This window comes from Paenibacillus endoradicis, assembly GCF_024721975.1.
On sequence record NZ_JANQBB010000002.1, the window covers coordinates 902,844 to 919,412 of the forward strand.

Genomic DNA, 16,569 nt, shown 5'->3' on the forward strand with positions numbered 1-16,569 from the left:
TCAAAGTAATATTTTTAGTGGTTAGCTTCATATTCGATGTCGAATACAATACGAAGAAATCATCGTTATCAAAGTCCGATTTTTGAACTTCCTCTTCCAATGAAGGTTCAAAAATCGGGCTTTCAGATCCAAGAAGATGACCCACAGCGGAAACGAGTAGCACAGCGTACGTTTTGTGTACGTGAGCACACGCAGGCTTTCGATGGGGGACATATTCGATGTCGAATACACTACGAAGCAAATCATCGTTATCAAAGTCCGCTATTTGAACTTCCTCTTCCAATGAAGGTTCAAAAAGCGGGCTTTCAGATCCAAGAAGATGACCCACAGCGGAAACGAGTAGCACAGCGTACGTTTTGTGTACGTGAGCACACGCAGGCTTTCGATGGGGGACATATTCGATGTCGAATACACTACGAAGCAAATCATCGTTATCAAAGTCCGCTATTTGAACTTCCTCTATAGTGTAACATAATTATGTGCTCTTCTTTATCCATTCTATCGTCTCCCTTAAACTCTGTGTACGATCCGTAAAAGGAATAGTTCCCAATGCTTTTTCTAGTTTTGTTGCATTCAGTATGACAGGTGTTTCAGTTAGATACATCATTTCTTTTTGTTCGCGCATAAACGAAGAGAATAGTGCTAGAAAAGCAACATGCTTAGATGTCGCAACTCGAATCTTAGGACGATATCCTAATAATTGTTGTAATAATAATGATAGCTCTTGTCCTGATATTTTCAAACATCCTGGAATATTCCAATGTTGATTGAATGAAGCAGGATTAAGCGCGAGTGCGTATATAATTTCTGCAACATCGTTTGTATATGCAAACTCGCGTGTTACATCCATTCTTCCTACAAAATAAGCAGCTTTGTTCTGAACCGCAGCTTGCAGAGTTCCATGTAAAATCGTATTTTTTGCATTTGGTCCAAATACGTCCGGCACATGTGCAATCAAATACGGAATGCCACTTTCTTTGACCAACGACTCCATTTTCAATCGTAGTTTACCTTTCTTCGTATGTGGGAATTTCATAACAACCTCATCTACTGCTTGAGGTTGTTTGCCATATGCATAGATATTATCAACTAAAATAAACTTGCTCTGGCTTCTTTTTGCAGCTTCTAACATATTCACTAAACATGGGATATGCGTTTCATTCCACTTTTGATATGGGAAGCTCACAGCATGAATGATCGTATCAATATCTTCACATGCATCAAGTAAATTCTGTACATTCAATACATCCCCAGAAACACATGTAACAGACTTGTTATGACCAAACATTGTTCTTAATTTATCAGCACCACGTGCAAAAGCTACGACCTCAATATTTTGCTTTGTTAATTGTTGTACTAATGCATAACCGATACCACCTGTTGCTCCTGCTACTAATACCTTTTTCATAAAAACACCTCACCCCATTTAATTAACCACTGGTCAATAATTGTGAAAATAAAAACTCTAGAACCTACTCTAGAGCGTCTAATAAAAATTTAGCATGCATGATTGCTGTTTCCTTGGCTTCATTATAATTTTCAACTGCGCCATGAAAGAATGAAACAAATCCATGCAGAGAAATAAATATAGAATATATGTTAGCAATTGAAAGCTTTTGCTGATGGATTTTCTGCAATGTCTGAGCAAATTGCTCATAGCTTTCATTGGCAGCTTTCTGAGCAAGTGGATCTACTTCATTGTTACGCATCATAAACATAAATTGATACTGGCTCTGATGATTCAAGCCGAATTCAATAAATCCAGTAAACACCGCCATCGTTCTAGATTGTGAGTCACCTTCTGAATGGAGGGCACTTTTCAATAACGAATTTACTTCAGCAAAATACTGTTCAATTACAGCGTAAAATAATTCTGCCTTGTTAGAAAAATGATAATATATTGCTCCATGACTGCAATCAAGCTCTTTCGCAATTGCTCGCATTGACACTTGACGATAATCTTTCGTTAAAAATTGTCGATTAGCTTCTGCTATTATGATATCCTTCGTTAGTTCTTCTACTACTTTTTTTCGTGCTGCCACTATGTATATGCCCCTTTATTGACCACTGGTTAATTATATTATACTGCATTTCTTTCCAATTACAATAGGTAGCTTTCATTCACCGTTCATAATAAAGAAAATCCGCATGCTTAGCATGCGGATTTTCTTTATTATGAACCTTCTGCGTGATTTGAGTTAGAGTGATTCTGATTTTTCACTTTCTTAGATCCTGAAAGTGGCTCATTACCAGGCTTTGAAGGTTTGGCATGAGTATCAGCATAATGAGGATTACTCGTATCTGGCTCAAGTTTTTCTTTATTCATCATGATCCTCCTTTCATATAGCTAATGCTGTCTATTCGTTTTGCTCCGTTTCGTATGCCTTTTTGTTATAGTGCAAAGAGTCACCATTTAAATTGTCCATATGCTGTTGATTCAATTGTTGGTTACCATGTGCATCTAAATCTGGTTTTTCTAGTTCTTTTACAACATTTTGCAAGTTCTTATCTATTCCTGGCTTGGCTTTGGTCATAGTTTGGTCAACCCCTTAAACTTTGTACACATTCATGAATGTGTCGAATTTAATGTTTAACTAATGATTGAATAATGTCTATCACCTTAGGTATTATGCCGTTGTCAGAGGAATCGTATGCATTTCAAGTAGAATTTCAGTTGCCGCAACCTCTAATCCATTTACCAATAAAACAATGCGGTGTTTACCCGGATAATGTCGACGTGTGGTTAGGTCAGACCAGCGATGAGTTCTATTCGCCTGAAGTTGTGTGCCTCCTACTACCGTTTTGTCTGATAATAAAAACTTTTTGCGCGATACTTTACCACTTGATTTCACAAAATCAATCCCATACTCAATTCTGATGCGAACAGGATCACCTTCTCTTACAAGCAGCTTATATTCTAGTACACATTCTCCCCCAATTGATAACGTAGCTTGGTCTATCGCAAGCTCAGCATTTTCAATAATCGCACAATCATCAGACGATTCGGCATAACCGAATAAAGCAAGCACTTCAGGATCAGCTTTACGAATTAAAGTTCTGCAAGCATGTCTCACAATCCAGTCAGTATCTCGATTCTGTCCAAACCAACGACGAGCAATCCCAATAACTAACTGTGGATGGTCTTTAGCGATATCATTCAAATTATTAGCGACACTCTTACGTACATAGAGAGAAGGATCACTCTTTAACTGTTCAAGTATTTCAAGAACGGGCGTGGGATCTTTTTTGAACATGACAAGCGCTTGTCCCCATGGAAGTCTTGGTCTACATCCCTCACTTGCCAGTCGTCTAACATGCTCATCCAAACTGTTGGACCATTGCAGCATCTGCTTCATCATTTTTTCTGGATCACGAATGATAAATGGTCTAACCGCAAATTCCGCTGAAGAGTGAGAAGTAAACTTCTCTAATGCCAGCACTGATAGCTCCCAGTCCTCAACTTCTTGTCCATATACTTCAACGAAATCTGGCAGGATAAGATAGGGAAAGCCACTACATGATTCATTAACAACCAATAAAATATTAATGGCTTCAGCATATTTTCCTGGTAAGCATGTTCCAAGTGATAGAGAAATTTTTCGGATTCTTTGTTTAAGTGCGAGCCCTTCCCATTCTTCAACCAACACATTTTCTACAAAATCATCAATTGAAAATCGGGAATACGCTGCTTGAATAATTCCACCAAACTGTCGTAAAAAGGGTTCGTTATACATATTTTTAAGTGGTTCTGCCAAAGCCAACACCTCCATTACGTTTATATGTTTGAACTTTCACTATAAGTGTAAAACTAATAACATAAAAAAGTGTATATCATTGACGATTACGAGACAAGCTTTAACCCAACCGCGGCACTTAAAATCATTGCGATAAAAATAATTCTTCTATAATCTTTAGATTCACCATATAACACCATACCGAGAATCGCTCCTCCAGAAGCTCCGATACCTGTCCAAATGGCATACGCTGTCCCCATAGGTAGATATTCCATTGCATAAGCAAGAAACAGAAAACTTGAGCCAAACCCGACAATTAAAAGAACGAATGATTGCCAATTTTTATCCTTATTTAACTTATTGATCATAGCAACACCAAACATTTCACATAACCCTGCTAAAATTAAAGTTACCCATGCCATTAGTTTTCAGCCCCCTTCTGCACATTATCTTTAGTGACTGTTTTCAAGCCAATAACACCAACTAATAACAATAATATGAAGAGCATTTTACTCAATTTAAATGGTTCTCCAAAAATAATAACTTCAGAAATTGCAGTTCCTGCTGTACCTAAGCCAACAAAAACAGCATATACCGTTCCTACGGGTAGCTTTCGTCCCGCCATTATAAGTACATAGAAACTAACAACAATAGAAATAATCGTTCCTGTCCAAGTCCAAACATCATGCGCATGTTTCAGACCGATCACCCAAAACACCTCAAAAAAAGCAGCAACAAAAACTTTAATCCAATTCGAATTCATTACCAACACCTCCAATTTTATATTGCCCACAAAACAAAAAAAGCCCGAGAGACAACTGTATAAACAGTTTCTCCCAGGCTTTTATCCTTCCGTGACACAGCATAGCTGTGAGTTTTCTCTCGGACCAGACCAACATATACTGCTACGGAACCCTAGAAAACATTTTAAATATGCAATTACGATATATTATACACATTTCAACCACTATATCAAGAGAGGGATGATAAGATGTACACATTGGCATTAGAACTATCGTATGGAATTCCTAACAATAAAAAACTTTGCATTTACACTTGAGCTTGACGTAAGGTTAGGTATTATACTCGAACTAATGAATAGTGCAGTTCATATTCAGTTCACAACTTATTTATATACTTCATGTTGTAATCGAAAAAGAGAGGGAGTATTTACATGACACAACAGAAAAAACAAAAAGGGTGGCAACAGTTTTTACGGTTAGTCGGACAAACGAAGCCATCTAAATTATTAATAGCCATTGCATTAGTATTAAGCTTATCTACTGCAGGTGTTGGATTATTAGTACCACTATTTACGAAAGACCTTATTAATGACTTTTCCATTAGTTCATTAAATGCTAGCAGTATTACACTCTTAGCTGCAGCGATTCTCTTACAAGCATTAGCAAGTGGCTTCTCCATCTATTTATTGAATCGAATCGGTCAATCAGTCGTTGCAGGCATTCGTGATCGACTATGGAAAAAGTTATTGATATTACCTATTAGCTATTTCGATGAGCATGCTTCAGGTGAGACGGTTAGCCGAATGACAAATGATACATCTGTCGTAAAGGAATTGATTTCTCAACATTTAGCAAACTTTGTATCGGGAATTATTTCAATCGTAGGTGCAATTATTGTGTTATTCATACTCGATTGGCAGATGACTTTAATGATGTTCATCGCCCTTCCTATAGCAGCCTTAATCTTAGTGCCACTAGGTAGAATGATGTATAAGATTTCTAAAGGAGCACAGGACGAGACAGCAAAATTTACTTCGGTGCTTACGCAAGTATTGTCTGAAATTCGTCTTGTGAAATCTTCAAACGCCGAAAAAATTGAATACAACAATGGTAAACGCGGCATTATGAATCTATTTCAATTTGGTCTAAAAGAAGCAAAAGTCCAATCTTTAATCGGACCAGTTATTAGTTTAGTTATGATGACACTACTTGTACTATTATTAGGTTATGGTGGGATGCGTGTTTCATCAGGTGCTTTAACAGCTGGTGCTCTAGTTGCCTTTATCATGTACCTGTTCCAAATTATTATGCCTATGGGACAAATGGCTTCATTCTTTACCCAATTCCAGAAAGCTACAGGTGCGACAGAGCGTATCATTACTATTTTAGAATCAGATCCAGAACCAGATGCAACGCAGCAAGTTACAAATATGAATCAATCGATCAAAGTAGATCATGTTAATTACAGCTACAATAGTGATGGTCAAATATTGAAAGATATTTCTTTCAACGTAGAAGCTGGTAAAGTTACTGCAATAGTTGGACCAAGCGGTAGCGGTAAAACGACACTGTTTTCCCTTTTCGAACGTTTCTACAGTCCTGATGAAGGTGTAATTTCGATTGGTGGAACGTCAATTCAAGATTTCTCCCTCTTATCATGGAGAACTCAAATCGGTTATGTTTCACAAGAAAGCCCTATCGTTGCAGGAACGATTAGAGATAATATTACGTATGGTATCGAACGAGAAGTAACCGATGAGGAAATTAATAAAGTTGCAAAAATGGCATATGCCGATCAATTTATTGCTGATCTTCCGAAAGGTTATCATACTGAGGTTGGCGAAAGAGGTATGAAACTTTCTGGTGGTCAACGACAACGTATTGCCATTGCTCGTGCATTTTTAAGAAACCCAAAAATCTTAATGCTTGATGAAGCAACTTCAAGTCTAGATAGTCAGTCAGAACAAGTCGTACAACAAGCACTTAATGATTTAATGAAAGGTCGGACAACGATTGTCATCGCTCATCGACTATCTACTGTTGTTGATTCTGATCAAATTATTTTCCTTGAGAAGGGTATAATTACAGGTAGTGGTACACATGAAGAGCTATATCAATCACATGAATTGTACCGAGAATTTGCTAATCAACAATTACACAAACTTGAAATAGCCTAATTCACCAAAAGGAATGAAGAAGGATGCCAAAACTTTTAATTGTAGATGATGATGCTCATATCCGTGAACTATTAAAGTTCTTTCTGAAAAAAGAAGGGTTTGACCTTTATGAAGCTGCAGATGGTGTAGAAGCGATGATTGTACTCGAAAAACATAAAGTAGATCTAGCCATCATCGATATTATGATGCCTCATATGGATGGTTGGCAGCTATGTCAGGAGATTCGCGATTTTAGTGATATTCCTATTTTGATGGTGACAGCCAAAGGTGAGACTTCACAAAAAGTGAAAGGTTTCAATCTTGGTGCAGATGACTATCTCGTCAAACCTTTTGAACCTATCGAATTAGTGATGCGCGTCAAAGCGTTATTGAAACGTTACAATCTTAACATTTCACAAACGCTTCATATTGGTGAGTTGCAAATGAATCGTAAAACGTATGAGATCTCATTCAGAGGTCAGGAGTATACCATCCCTTTAAAAGAGTTCGAATTATTGTTCAAGCTCGGCAGTTATCCTAGTAAAACATTTTCCCGAGAAGACTTGATTGAAGATATATGGGGCTATGATTATGAAGGCGATGAACGAACCGTTGACGTTCATATTAAGCGAGTGCGAAACAGGTTTCCTGAGGATGAATTCCACTTTCGGATTACAACGATATGGGGATTAGGTTACCGCTTGGAGTTGATCGGATGAAAATATTACATGTAATTAAACATATTCTCATTCAGATTTTCTTCTTTGCCCTTATTATTACTAGCTTTTCGGTATCTTACCTAATGATTCAGCTAATTCAGATCGAAATGTCAGACTATGTACGTTTTGTAGCAACGACAATCGCAGGAGTATTCGTAATGTTCATTCTCAGTGGTATTATCCATCTATTTACACGTAATAAGCATCGTTACATCTATCAAGAAATTAATGTCGCCTTACGTAAAGTAGCGAGTGGTGATTTCAATGTATCTTTAGATTTTTCGGTCAACCAACGAAGTGAATTAACACAACTCGTTGACCATTTCAATCATATGACGAAGCAATTACAGCAAATGGAGGATTTACGTCAGGAGTTCATTTCGAATATCTCTCATGAAATTCAGTCACCACTGACTTCCATTGTAGGGTTTGCCCAGGCATTGCAGCATAATAACCTTTCAGGCGAAGAAAGTAATCATTATCTCAACATTATTGAAACGGAAAGTCGTCGACTATCAAAGCTCAGTGATAATCTAATGAAACTGACATCACTTGAATCTGACCAGCATCCCTTTGACAAGAAGAGCTATTCCCTCAATCATCAAATTAGATCAATTATATTGGCATGTGAACCAAATTGGACTCAGAAAAACTTGGAGTTAAACATCTCTTTGGATAAATTATCAATCATTGCTGATGAAGATCTAATGAGCCAAGTATGGACTAACATTATTCATAACAGTATCAAATTTACGCCATCACATGGAAAAATTACAATTAGTTTACGCCACGTTGATGAGTATGCTGTGATCCTCATTACTGATACTGGTATTGGTATTTCCGAACAAGATCAACTTCACATTTTCGAACGCTTCTATAAGGCCGATCAGGCAAGAGAACGCTCTAAAGGTGGTAACGGCTTAGGTCTTTCTATTGTGAAAAAAATCGTTGAAATGCATGGTGGAACGATTACCGTTGAAAGTCAGCTTGGAAAAGGTACGACTTCTACAATTACATTGCCTATTTCATAAAAAAGCAGCGTATGAACATCATTCATACGCTGCTTCTTAACATTTTCTTAATAGAATTAATTACTTCTTTGAAAGAATAACTTTCTTTACTGCTTATCAGATCGTTTAACTTTATCTAACATACGGTAAATAAAAAACCATATCAATGGAAACGTCATAATGGCGATTGGTATTACGCCGAATAGATAGGAGATCAATAAAAATAATAATCCAATAAAGGAAGTAAGAATATACTTTTTACGGTTCATATTTTTCTCCTTACGATTTCAAATTCCGTTCAGTAAATTTCCTTGTTCTTAGTTTTCAAATACATACTAATCTGCTTACCTTTTGTCTTCTGTTCATTCCTTAAGTTAGCAGATGCTTTGCTATTGATATACGCTAGTTCTCGATTCATTTTCAAGTAGTTATTATAGCGACTCTGTTCTAATTCACCATTAGCTAGCGCCGCTCTTATAGCACAACCAGGCTCATTATTATGGCTACAATCGCTAAATCGACATTGCACTATTAGGTCATCGATATCTTCAAACGTACTCGTAATACCCTCATCGGCATCCCATAACTGTAGCTCTCTCATTCCTGGTGTATCGATAATAAGCCCACCTTCAGGAATAAGTAGCAGTTGTCGATGGGTTGTCGTGTGCTTGCCTCGGTCATCGCCTTCTCGTACTTCATTGACTCGTTGCAAGTCTTCACCTAATATGCGATTGATCAAAGTAGACTTTCCGACTCCAGATGAACCAACTAACGCTATCGTTTTACCAGGCTGAATATATTGACGAATTGCCTCACAACCATCCTCTTCGATCGCTGTAATCACATGAATAGGAACACCTAAAGCTACAGACTCTACCTCACTAATTTTAGAGGCAATATCATCGCAAAGGTCACCCTTGCTTAACAGGACAACTGGCTGAGCCCCTCCTTCCCAAGCAAGAATAAGGGCACGTTCAATCCTTCTTACATTAAAATCATGGTTGAGCGCGTTTACGAGAAACATCGTATCTACATTAGCAGCAACAATTTGCTCTTCAGTAACTGCACCTGCTACTTTTCGTGAAAACTTACTTTGCCTTGGAAAAACTTCCTGAATAATTTTCTTGGACTCACCTAGTAAATGTTGCACAGCAACCCAATCTCCAACTGCAGGAAACATTGAACGATTAGTCGCCTGATGACGTAACTTGCCAGTTACTTCTGCTACATATTCCCCATCCTCTGTATAGACCTTATACAGATGCTTATATTCAGCAACTATACGCCCAATCATATTTCTCGAATAGTTCTTTTCCACTCGATATTTTTCAAAGTAGGGATTCCACCCCAAATCTTCTAACTGCATTACGTAATCCTCCTCGAATTATACCTATTTCCTCACATTTATTTAAAGTAACCACACTCTGCATTTTCATAACAATCTCCTCCTCTAATTTATTATTTACCGTTCGATATTACTTCTCATGAATGAAAAGTTAGACCAAAAAGTATGACCTTTTGTCAAAGTTAGTATTACAGTCAAATGATTGGATTGCTAGCGATATTCTATATATGAGAACCCAAAACATTTAACTACAATACACTTCTATATATAACAAAAAATCCCTCTTTTTATACAAGTTTTTTATCGCTGAATATTTAAATGGCATACCGTTTGTTATTATAAGAAAAGCCGAGCAATCTTCAGATGATAACCTGAAATTACTCGGCTGAATATGTGATCTAAGTATATAATCTCATGATTACTTGCTGCTCGATATTCAAATACTATCTTGCAGTCAAGCCACCATCAATAACAAATTCAGAACCAGTTGAATAGCTAGATTCATCTGAAGCTAGGAATAATACAAGACTTGAAACCTCTTCTGATTTGGCAACACGTTTCAAAGGAATATGTTTTGCAAATTCCTTAATCACTTCTGCAGCATCACCTTGTGTAACCATTGGAGTTTCAATAACACCTGGATGAACAGAGTTTACACGAATGCCATAGTTAGCAAATTCCATTGCAGCTGCTTTCGTCATACCACGAACCGCAAACTTAGTATCTGTATAACCAATTGCTCCCGCAACTAAGCCATTCATTGAAGATATGTTTACAATTGAGCCGTTTTCCGTTTTTTGCATGGAAGGAAGAACAGCTTTCATTCCTAGAAATACAGAAACTTGATTAATATCTACAATTTTACGATATTGTGCTTCTGTAATCTCAGCAATAGAAATATTCATGCTTATTCCAGCATTGTTGACTAGAATGTTTACAGGACCAAAAGCATTTTCAGTCTCAGTAATGACTTTCTCCCAATCAGCAGCACTAGTTACATCTTGTTTCACGAATTTAGCATTTTCTCCTAATTCATTAGCAAGCGCGCTTCCACTTTCTTCGTTTAGATCTGTAATTACTACTTTTGCACCTTCAGCAATAAATTTTCTTACATGTGATTCACCCATACCGCGTGCGCCACCTGTAATAATCGCAACTTTACCTGTTAGTCTACCCATCATCCACTACTCCTTATTAAAGCTGAAATGTGATAATTACTTGATTATACATTATTGTATCCCGGATTAAAAATTGCATCCAAAGGAGATCATCGCTTATCTGCTATCTAATTGGAGCATCTCTATCTTTGTTAATTCTTCTGCAATAGCATGTCCTTCTTTACTCTCTGGAGGAATACCTAATGTTATAAAAAAGAATCTCTTATGTCCACTACCAGTGGAGGCATAAGAGATTCCTGTTACATTGCTAAGTAAACTTAGCCAACTTCTTATTTCTTAAAAATTCCAAATGGTGAACCAAGAGGAAGGAAAGTACGACCAAAATGAATATTTAGAACAGATGCACCACATCCATATAGAGACACGATAGCAATTCCCAGTTCAGCGTAAGCTGCAACAGTATGAAATATATGCGGTGCTACTCCAAATGCATCTAGTGTCAATCCTATGAAAAGAAAATCAATTAAAACAAAAATAATAAAGAGTACTTTATGTGTTTCCATAGCACCGATAGTCATAAATAAAGTAAAAATCAAATAACCAAGAAACGCAAATCCTAGCTGTTTACTGTCTGCGTCAGCCATTAATATTGGACCGAAAGCACCTAGTTTTATTAACCAACTACTAGCCACCCCCAACCAAAAGAAGCCATACGCTGCAAAAGCCGTCATCCCAAATGTATTATTATGTTTCGCATCTTGAATAGCTGCAAAGAGCTGAGCGAATGCACCTAGAAAAATAGCCCATGGAATAACGAAGCTAAGTCCTGATGTAAGACCAAGTTTGTTTGAAGATGCGACAAGCGTTACAATAGCCAAACCAAATAGACCAATTCCGCTTGGATCTGCTGTAATAATTTTTACCGATTGATTCGAATGTGTTGTCATAGTTGCCTCCGGTTTTAGTAAACATGATGTGTGGAGCAGAATCCTTTACAGCTCGTACTGAACAGCCCTCGATATCATATCATAATCATTGTTTCCTTGTAATCTAAAACAAAAAATAAAACCATTAGTTTTCAACTTTCAACACTTCGAACCGGTAACCCTGATATACATAGTTTTGCTTTTGATACATTTCTCTCGCTGTATCCTCACCATCTGCAAGTAAAAGAACAGTTTTATGTTCATAATTATCCATCACAAATCGCTGAATTTGACCACCAATTCCTTTACGCTGTAACGCTTTGACAACAAATATATTATCAATCTCGACCGTTTCAGCTTGTACAATAATTTCAGCTGATCCAGCGGGGATACCTTCAAAATATGCTATGACTTGCTGCTTACTTCTGTCATTGAATTGTCGAAGTAGTAGTTGCTGTTTATCCTTTGCGAAGCTCTCACCATATTTCAAATCCTCATCATATTGCAACTTCAAAAAATCTTCTAGATTAGAGTCTGTAACTTGCTGAACATCGATGGTTACAATTTTTGCAACTGTGAATGTACTTGGCTGAATAGCGTACAATTCTAAATATCCAATTTGATAGCTTTCTGCGGATAAATACGTAGTAATCTCATCTAAAATTTTTATATTAGCTGGGAAAATAAATTTCATATGTTGCTGATTATTCGCTTTATGGAAAGTATGTATTGCTAGTTCAATTTCTTTAAATTGTGTTAGCGTAGGCATCTTCTTCCATTGAATAAAATTACTATCATAACGATTCAGCATTTCAGGGTAATGGTATTGTCGGTACATTTCATTATCATTAATAATGTGTCCCAATATATGAATATGTTCAAATGTTATGTTGTTCATGACTTTCTCTCATTCCTTTAGATATTATTTTCATACGGAGGAAATCCTTCTACTCTACTTTTTGGCAGACTATTTCTCTCCTATCATTATGCACAAACAAAAAGGCTCCTGCCAGTACAAATACTAAATCATATTATTTCCCCGGAAATTGACGGATTTGGTAACTCTATGGAATCATATCATAATATATTGCAAAAACAGACAAGCTATCATCTCATTGCTAAGATGATAGCTTGTCTGTTTGCTGCTTTTTGAACTACCTCTTAATAATGAAGGTTCAAAACATTCGCTTGTCAGCATCAAGAAGATGACCCACAGCGGAAACGAGTAGCACAGCGTACGTTTTGTGTACGTGAGCACACGCAGGCTTTCGATGGGGAGGCATATTCAATGTCGAACAATCTACGTTAGCATAATCATCGTGATCACGAGTGGATGTTTTGGGCTACCTCTTAATAATGAAGGTTCAAAACATTCGCTTGTCAGCATTAAGAAGATGACCCACAGCGGAAAAGAGTAGCACAGCGTACGTTTTGTGTACGTGAGCACACGCAGGCTTTCGATGGGGAGGCATATTCAATGTCGAATAATCTACGTTAGCATAATCATCGTGATCACGAGTGGATGTTTTGGGCTACCTCTTAATAATGAAGGTTCAAAACATTCGCTTGTCAGCATTAAGAAGATGACCCACAGCGAAAACGAGTAGCACAGCGTACGTTTTGTGTACGTGAGCACACGCAGGCTTTCGATGGGGAGGCATATTCAATGTCGAACAATCTACGTTAGCATAATCATCGTGATCACGAGTGGATGTTTTGGGCTACCGCTTAAACTTCTTTTCTTTGTAAATATATATAACCCAAGGCAAAGAACAGCACAAAACTCCCACCAACTACAGTTAATAGCTGCTCCCATGGTATGAAAAATACATCCTGATGATCCTCTGCGATGTACATCATGGCAAAGGGCTGTGCCCAAGGATAATAACGAGCAAAGTCCGCTGAATTCATAACGAGAATGGTCGGGATAGTGAAAATGACATTAACTGCAAAAGGTGCAGCAAAAGACTTGAATAACGTTGATAACCATAATTGCAGTGCAATGAGAGGTAAAGTTGCTACCCAGCCACCAAATATACTTTTTACAATAAGCACCATCGGGAAAGGTTCACCATAATCTTTCATTAACCCTACAGAAAGCAATACTAGTGCATAAAGTAATTGCATAATAAGGGTAATGCCGATAATGATTACGAACTTGGAAACATAAACTTTCCCTCTCGTCGTTGGTAAGGCAAATAATTGTTTCCACCCTCCTGCCTGATGTTCATAGCGGCATATGATCGCAGCTAACACCCCCGTCATTAGAGGAAGAAACATTATAGCATATACTAAGTTCACCATCATAGAAGTATAAATATATTGAAAATTCTCGGTACCTTCCATATCTAACTCGACATTCCATGCAATAGCTAACACAAGTGCTGGTCCAATTAATATGAACGGAATAATATTCGTCTTTCTTAACTTATACCATTCTGCTTGTAGCAAATTAACCACTTAGGCCACATCCCTTCTATTGAAATCCCACATACCGATAACTAATAGAATGATCGCTACGCCTACACCAATAACTACATTAATCAATGGATTATTCCACTCATTCATTAACGTTGGCCACTTCCATATAACCCAATCAGGCAAATAATAAGACATCATACAGATGATCACACCCATGATGCCAATCGATATCGTAACTCCTTGATTCGGAATAATGGTAGCAATCCAAAGATGAAATCCAACTAAAGCTAGAGAAGCTAGATAAGGGTAGAAACTATTCAATAATAGTTGTAACCATGGGATATTCTCACCTAGCCCTAATGTCCTGCCATACAGTAGTGTTAGAACAGCGAGTACGCAAGATGAAACAAATAAAAGAATAGCTACAATAACAAATTTGGAAACATAGACGCTTATTTTTGAAATAGGCAATGCAATCCACTGCTTCCATGCGTTTGTTTCATTTTCGATACTCGCCATAAGCGAAGTAAGAATAACAAGACCTAATACTAAAGCTAAAGGAGTGAATCCCGCTACATTAGAAAGATAATAACCCCAATCATCGTCACTTTGCGTTAATAAATAGTCCTTTCGCACACCGTAGTTGACCATCTGCAAGGCAACAACACCAATGGGCCCTAAGATCGCGAGAAACCATAAGCCTTTACGCTTAATTTTCAGCCATTCGGCACGTAACAATTGGGTTATCATCGTCTCTGCCCCTTTTCAGTCATCTGCAAGAAGATTTCTTCTAGTGAGCGTTTAACTTCCTCCACACGATAGACTTGGTGCCCCTCATGAACTAACGTACTAACTACATTAGCTACACATTCATCCGTTGGCTCTAGCAAATGAATACTGTCCTCGACAACTTCTAGCGGAATTTCTATTCCTTTCAAAAGTTGGCTAGCGTGTACAACATTACTACATTGAATAATGATTTTCGCTTTGGCTATTTGACGCATTTGCCCTATAGAATCTTGGAATACAAGTTCACCTTTAGACACAACACCTACGGAAGTTGCCATTTGATCAATTTCAGATAATAGATGACTTGAGATAAGTACTGTCATCCCATAACGAACTGGCAAACTTTTAATAAGTTCACGAATTTCGATAATACCAGCGGGATCAAGTCCATTCGTAGGTTCATCCAAAATTAAAAGCTTTGGCTGATGTAATAAAGCAGCCGCTATTCCTAATCTTTGTTTCATCCCTAGTGAGAAACCTTTAACTTTTTTGCCCTTAACATCTGATAACCTTACTATTTCTAACACTTCATCAATACGTGCCTTTGGTACATTGATCACTTTACGAATGACTTCCAAATTTTCATGCGCGGTCAAATGTGGATAGTACGACGGATTCTCTACTAGAGAACCAATGTTACGCAATATTTCTAGCTTATTTTTCATAATGTCTTTGCCGAAAATTTGAATACTACCTGATGATGCTTTCATTAACCCTAGTAGCATCCGTATCGTAGTTGTCTTTCCCGCTCCGTTTGGACCAAGAAAACCATAGATTTCACCTTGTCTAATCGTCATGTTCATGCCACTTACTGCTCGTTCTTTGCCAAATGATTTCGATAATTGCTTCGTCTCTATAATATATTCCATATCTCTCACCTCATAATTGAGTATAGAGAGTCAAGGTTAAAAGGAGGTGCCTGCAAAGGTTAAATTTTGTTTAAAAATGCGGGCTTTAATAACGATGAGTAAGCTAACGTAGATTAATCGACATCGGTTATGAAGCGAACTTGGGAAATCTAGCATAAGCTTCCGATGTATGTTTCTTGTAGACCACCTATCCATGTTTTCAATGGTTCTAAAACTTCCGTTTATGATACGGAAGACCCTCGCCTTCTTCGCAATACTGTTTAAGACTGTACAAAAACATAGCCCAGTTATAATTACATACGCGATAAAATGCGGTCACTTCCTCCCAATTCATCTGACGAAATATAATTGAAGTCTTCCCGTTTTTTTCATCTATATCAAAAGAAATTGTCGTACCTATCCATTCTGGATCTGAATCAACACACTGCCACAAAATCTTTTTATCGGTAACAAGCTCATCAACTCGCATCTTTGTTAAGCCTTTTCCGCCGAATCGGAACTCATTTATACTACCGATCTGATCATTGACTATTAGTTCATTTGTCCATATTTCTGAAAGTCCTTTTGTAGTGGTTAATGCTTCATATACCGTTGAAGCTGGAACATTCACGGTCTGTAAGTGCTCGATATTTGCCATATTGCTCATTCCCCTTCTTTATAAGGATTTAATTTATGTAATTATTTGTATATGAATATTGTACCATGATACGGTTGTTGTAATTTTTTTCGATCACTCATT

Annotated in this window: 20 protein-coding genes and 1 riboswitch; of the genes, 4 read left to right on the top strand and 16 right to left on the bottom strand. The window is 37.4% G+C overall.

Going from position 1 to position 16,569, the window contains the following annotated elements; genetic code table 11:
- Positions 1-36: 36 nt before the first annotated feature.
- On the top strand, positions 37-465 hold the full coding sequence (locus tag NV377_RS09975; RefSeq protein WP_258201049.1) for a hypothetical protein: 429 nt from the start codon (positions 37-39) through the stop codon (positions 463-465).
- A gap of 10 nt (positions 466-475) precedes the next feature.
- Here the strand turns inward: NV377_RS09975 and NV377_RS09980 are convergent, their stop codons facing one another.
- The 7 genes from NV377_RS09980 to NV377_RS10010 all read right to left on the bottom strand — a co-directional run bounded on the left by NV377_RS09980 (position 476) and on the right by NV377_RS10010 (position 4,497).
- Entirely contained in the window at positions 476-1,408 is a 933-nt protein-coding gene (locus NV377_RS09980; RefSeq protein ID WP_258201050.1) for an SDR family NAD(P)-dependent oxidoreductase, read from the bottom strand.
- Positions 1,409-1,472: 64 nt separating this feature from the next.
- The gene (locus NV377_RS09985; RefSeq protein WP_258201051.1) at positions 1,473-2,042 is read right to left on the bottom strand and encodes a TetR/AcrR family transcriptional regulator; all 570 of its coding nucleotides are present in this window, start codon (positions 2,040-2,042) and stop codon (positions 1,473-1,475) included.
- 131 nt (positions 2,043-2,173) lie between these two features.
- On the bottom strand, positions 2,174-2,329 hold the full coding sequence (locus NV377_RS09990) for a small acid-soluble spore protein P (protein WP_258201052.1): 156 nt from the start codon (positions 2,327-2,329) through the stop codon (positions 2,174-2,176).
- A gap of 28 nt (positions 2,330-2,357) precedes the next feature.
- The gene (locus NV377_RS09995; protein ID WP_258201053.1) at positions 2,358-2,534 is read right to left on the bottom strand and encodes a hypothetical protein; all 177 of its coding nucleotides are present in this window, start codon (positions 2,532-2,534) and stop codon (positions 2,358-2,360) included.
- Between the two features lie 93 nt (positions 2,535-2,627).
- The gene (locus NV377_RS10000) at positions 2,628-3,755 is read right to left on the bottom strand and encodes a DNA alkylation repair protein (RefSeq protein WP_258201054.1); all 1,128 of its coding nucleotides are present in this window, start codon (positions 3,753-3,755) and stop codon (positions 2,628-2,630) included.
- Positions 3,756-3,841: 86 nt separating this feature from the next.
- Complete coding sequence (locus NV377_RS10005) at positions 3,842-4,156, bottom strand: DMT family transporter (RefSeq protein WP_258201055.1); 315 nt, start codon at positions 4,154-4,156, stop codon at positions 3,842-3,844.
- Positions 4,156-4,497, bottom strand: a complete 342-nt coding sequence (locus NV377_RS10010) for a DMT family transporter (protein WP_258201056.1) — start codon at positions 4,495-4,497, stop codon at positions 4,156-4,158. The genes NV377_RS10005 and NV377_RS10010 overlap by 1 nt, the downstream gene beginning before the upstream one ends.
- 68 nt (positions 4,498-4,565) lie before the next feature.
- A riboswitch (guanidine-I (ykkC/yxkD leader) is annotated at positions 4,566-4,664 on the bottom strand.
- 244 nt (positions 4,665-4,908) lie between these two features.
- On the opposite strand from NV377_RS10010, the gene NV377_RS10015 reads away from it, so the two are divergent.
- From NV377_RS10015 to NV377_RS10025, 3 genes are read left to right on the top strand one after another with little or no spacing between them, the layout of a single operon-like run.
- A complete protein-coding gene (locus tag NV377_RS10015; RefSeq protein WP_258201057.1) occupies positions 4,909-6,654 on the top strand; it encodes an ABC transporter ATP-binding protein in 1,746 nt (581 codons plus the stop codon).
- 23 nt (positions 6,655-6,677) lie between these two features.
- Positions 6,678-7,352, top strand: coding sequence for a response regulator transcription factor (locus NV377_RS10020; protein ID WP_258201058.1), 675 nt, complete (start codon positions 6,678-6,680; stop codon positions 7,350-7,352).
- The gene (locus tag NV377_RS10025; protein WP_258201059.1) at positions 7,349-8,383 is read left to right on the top strand and encodes a sensor histidine kinase; all 1,035 of its coding nucleotides are present in this window, start codon (positions 7,349-7,351) and stop codon (positions 8,381-8,383) included. The genes NV377_RS10020 and NV377_RS10025 overlap by 4 nt, the downstream gene beginning before the upstream one ends.
- Positions 8,384-8,469: 86 nt before the next feature.
- Here the strand turns inward: NV377_RS10025 and NV377_RS10030 are convergent, their stop codons facing one another.
- The 9 genes from NV377_RS10030 to NV377_RS10070 form a co-directional block, all read right to left on the bottom strand.
- Complete coding sequence (locus NV377_RS10030) at positions 8,470-8,631, bottom strand: hypothetical protein (protein ID WP_258201060.1); 162 nt, start codon at positions 8,629-8,631, stop codon at positions 8,470-8,472.
- Positions 8,632-8,660: 29 nt separating this feature from the next.
- Positions 8,661-9,728, bottom strand: a complete 1,068-nt coding sequence (gene rsgA / locus NV377_RS10035; protein ID WP_258201061.1) for a ribosome small subunit-dependent GTPase A — start codon at positions 9,726-9,728, stop codon at positions 8,661-8,663.
- Between the two features lie 422 nt (positions 9,729-10,150).
- A complete protein-coding gene (locus NV377_RS10040; protein WP_258201166.1) occupies positions 10,151-10,885 on the bottom strand; it encodes a glucose 1-dehydrogenase in 735 nt (244 codons plus the stop codon).
- Between the two features lie 269 nt (positions 10,886-11,154).
- Positions 11,155-11,772, bottom strand: a complete 618-nt coding sequence (locus NV377_RS10045) for an acetate uptake transporter (RefSeq protein ID WP_258201062.1) — start codon at positions 11,770-11,772, stop codon at positions 11,155-11,157.
- 124 nt (positions 11,773-11,896) lie between these two features.
- Positions 11,897-12,649, bottom strand: a complete 753-nt coding sequence (locus tag NV377_RS10050; protein WP_258201063.1) for a GNAT family N-acetyltransferase — start codon at positions 12,647-12,649, stop codon at positions 11,897-11,899.
- An 830-nt stretch (positions 12,650-13,479) separates the two neighbouring features.
- Positions 13,480-14,211 carry an ABC transporter permease gene (locus tag NV377_RS10055; RefSeq protein ID WP_258201064.1) on the bottom strand — a complete coding sequence of 244 codons (732 nt, stop codon included), beginning with the start codon at positions 14,209-14,211 and terminating at the stop codon, positions 13,480-13,482.
- Positions 14,212-14,922, bottom strand: a complete 711-nt coding sequence (locus tag NV377_RS10060) for an ABC transporter permease (RefSeq protein ID WP_258201065.1) — start codon at positions 14,920-14,922, stop codon at positions 14,212-14,214. It abuts the gene before it with no gap.
- Positions 14,919-15,830: an ABC transporter ATP-binding protein gene (locus NV377_RS10065; RefSeq protein WP_258201066.1), complete on the bottom strand. Its 912-nt coding sequence runs from the start codon at positions 15,828-15,830 to the stop codon at positions 14,919-14,921. Before NV377_RS10065 ends, NV377_RS10060 begins: the two co-directional genes overlap by 4 nt.
- 208 nt (positions 15,831-16,038) lie before the next feature.
- Complete coding sequence (locus NV377_RS10070; protein ID WP_258201067.1) at positions 16,039-16,467, bottom strand: SRPBCC family protein; 429 nt, start codon at positions 16,465-16,467, stop codon at positions 16,039-16,041.
- Between the last annotated feature and the right edge of the window lie 102 nt (positions 16,468-16,569).

Coding starts and splice junctions, on each gene's coding strand:
- NV377_RS09975 (WP_258201049.1), top strand. CDS start 37: ATGTCGAATACAATACGAAGAAATCATCGTTATCAAAGTCCGATTTTT.
- NV377_RS09980 (WP_258201050.1), bottom strand. CDS start 1,408: ATGAAAAAGGTATTAGTAGCAGGAGCAACAGGTGGTATCGGTTATGCA.
- NV377_RS09990 (WP_258201052.1), bottom strand. CDS start 2,329: ATGATGAATAAAGAAAAACTTGAGCCAGATACGAGTAATCCTCATTAT.
- NV377_RS09995 (WP_258201053.1), bottom strand. CDS start 2,534: ATGACCAAAGCCAAGCCAGGAATAGATAAGAACTTGCAAAATGTTGTA.
- NV377_RS10005 (WP_258201055.1), bottom strand. CDS start 4,156: ATGGCATGGGTAACTTTAATTTTAGCAGGGTTATGTGAAATGTTTGGT.
- NV377_RS10010 (WP_258201056.1), bottom strand. CDS start 4,497: ATGAATTCGAATTGGATTAAAGTTTTTGTTGCTGCTTTTTTTGAGGTG.
- NV377_RS10015 (WP_258201057.1), top strand. CDS start 4,909: ATGACACAACAGAAAAAACAAAAAGGGTGGCAACAGTTTTTACGGTTA.
- NV377_RS10020 (WP_258201058.1), top strand. CDS start 6,678: ATGCCAAAACTTTTAATTGTAGATGATGATGCTCATATCCGTGAACTA.
- NV377_RS10025 (WP_258201059.1), top strand. CDS start 7,349: ATGAAAATATTACATGTAATTAAACATATTCTCATTCAGATTTTCTTC.
- NV377_RS10030 (WP_258201060.1), bottom strand. CDS start 8,631: ATGAACCGTAAAAAGTATATTCTTACTTCCTTTATTGGATTATTATTT.
- rsgA (WP_258201061.1), bottom strand. CDS start 9,728: ATGCAGTTAGAAGATTTGGGGTGGAATCCCTACTTTGAAAAATATCGA.
- NV377_RS10040 (WP_258201166.1), bottom strand. CDS start 10,885: ATGGGTAGACTAACAGGTAAAGTTGCGATTATTACAGGTGGCGCACGC.
- NV377_RS10045 (WP_258201062.1), bottom strand. CDS start 11,772: ATGACAACACATTCGAATCAATCGGTAAAAATTATTACAGCAGATCCA.
- NV377_RS10050 (WP_258201063.1), bottom strand. CDS start 12,649: ATGAACAACATAACATTTGAACATATTCATATATTGGGACACATTATT.
- NV377_RS10060 (WP_258201065.1), bottom strand. CDS start 14,922: ATGATAACCCAATTGTTACGTGCCGAATGGCTGAAAATTAAGCGTAAA.
- NV377_RS10065 (WP_258201066.1), bottom strand. CDS start 15,830: ATGGAATATATTATAGAGACGAAGCAATTATCGAAATCATTTGGCAAA.
- NV377_RS10070 (WP_258201067.1), bottom strand. CDS start 16,467: ATGGCAAATATCGAGCACTTACAGACCGTGAATGTTCCAGCTTCAACG.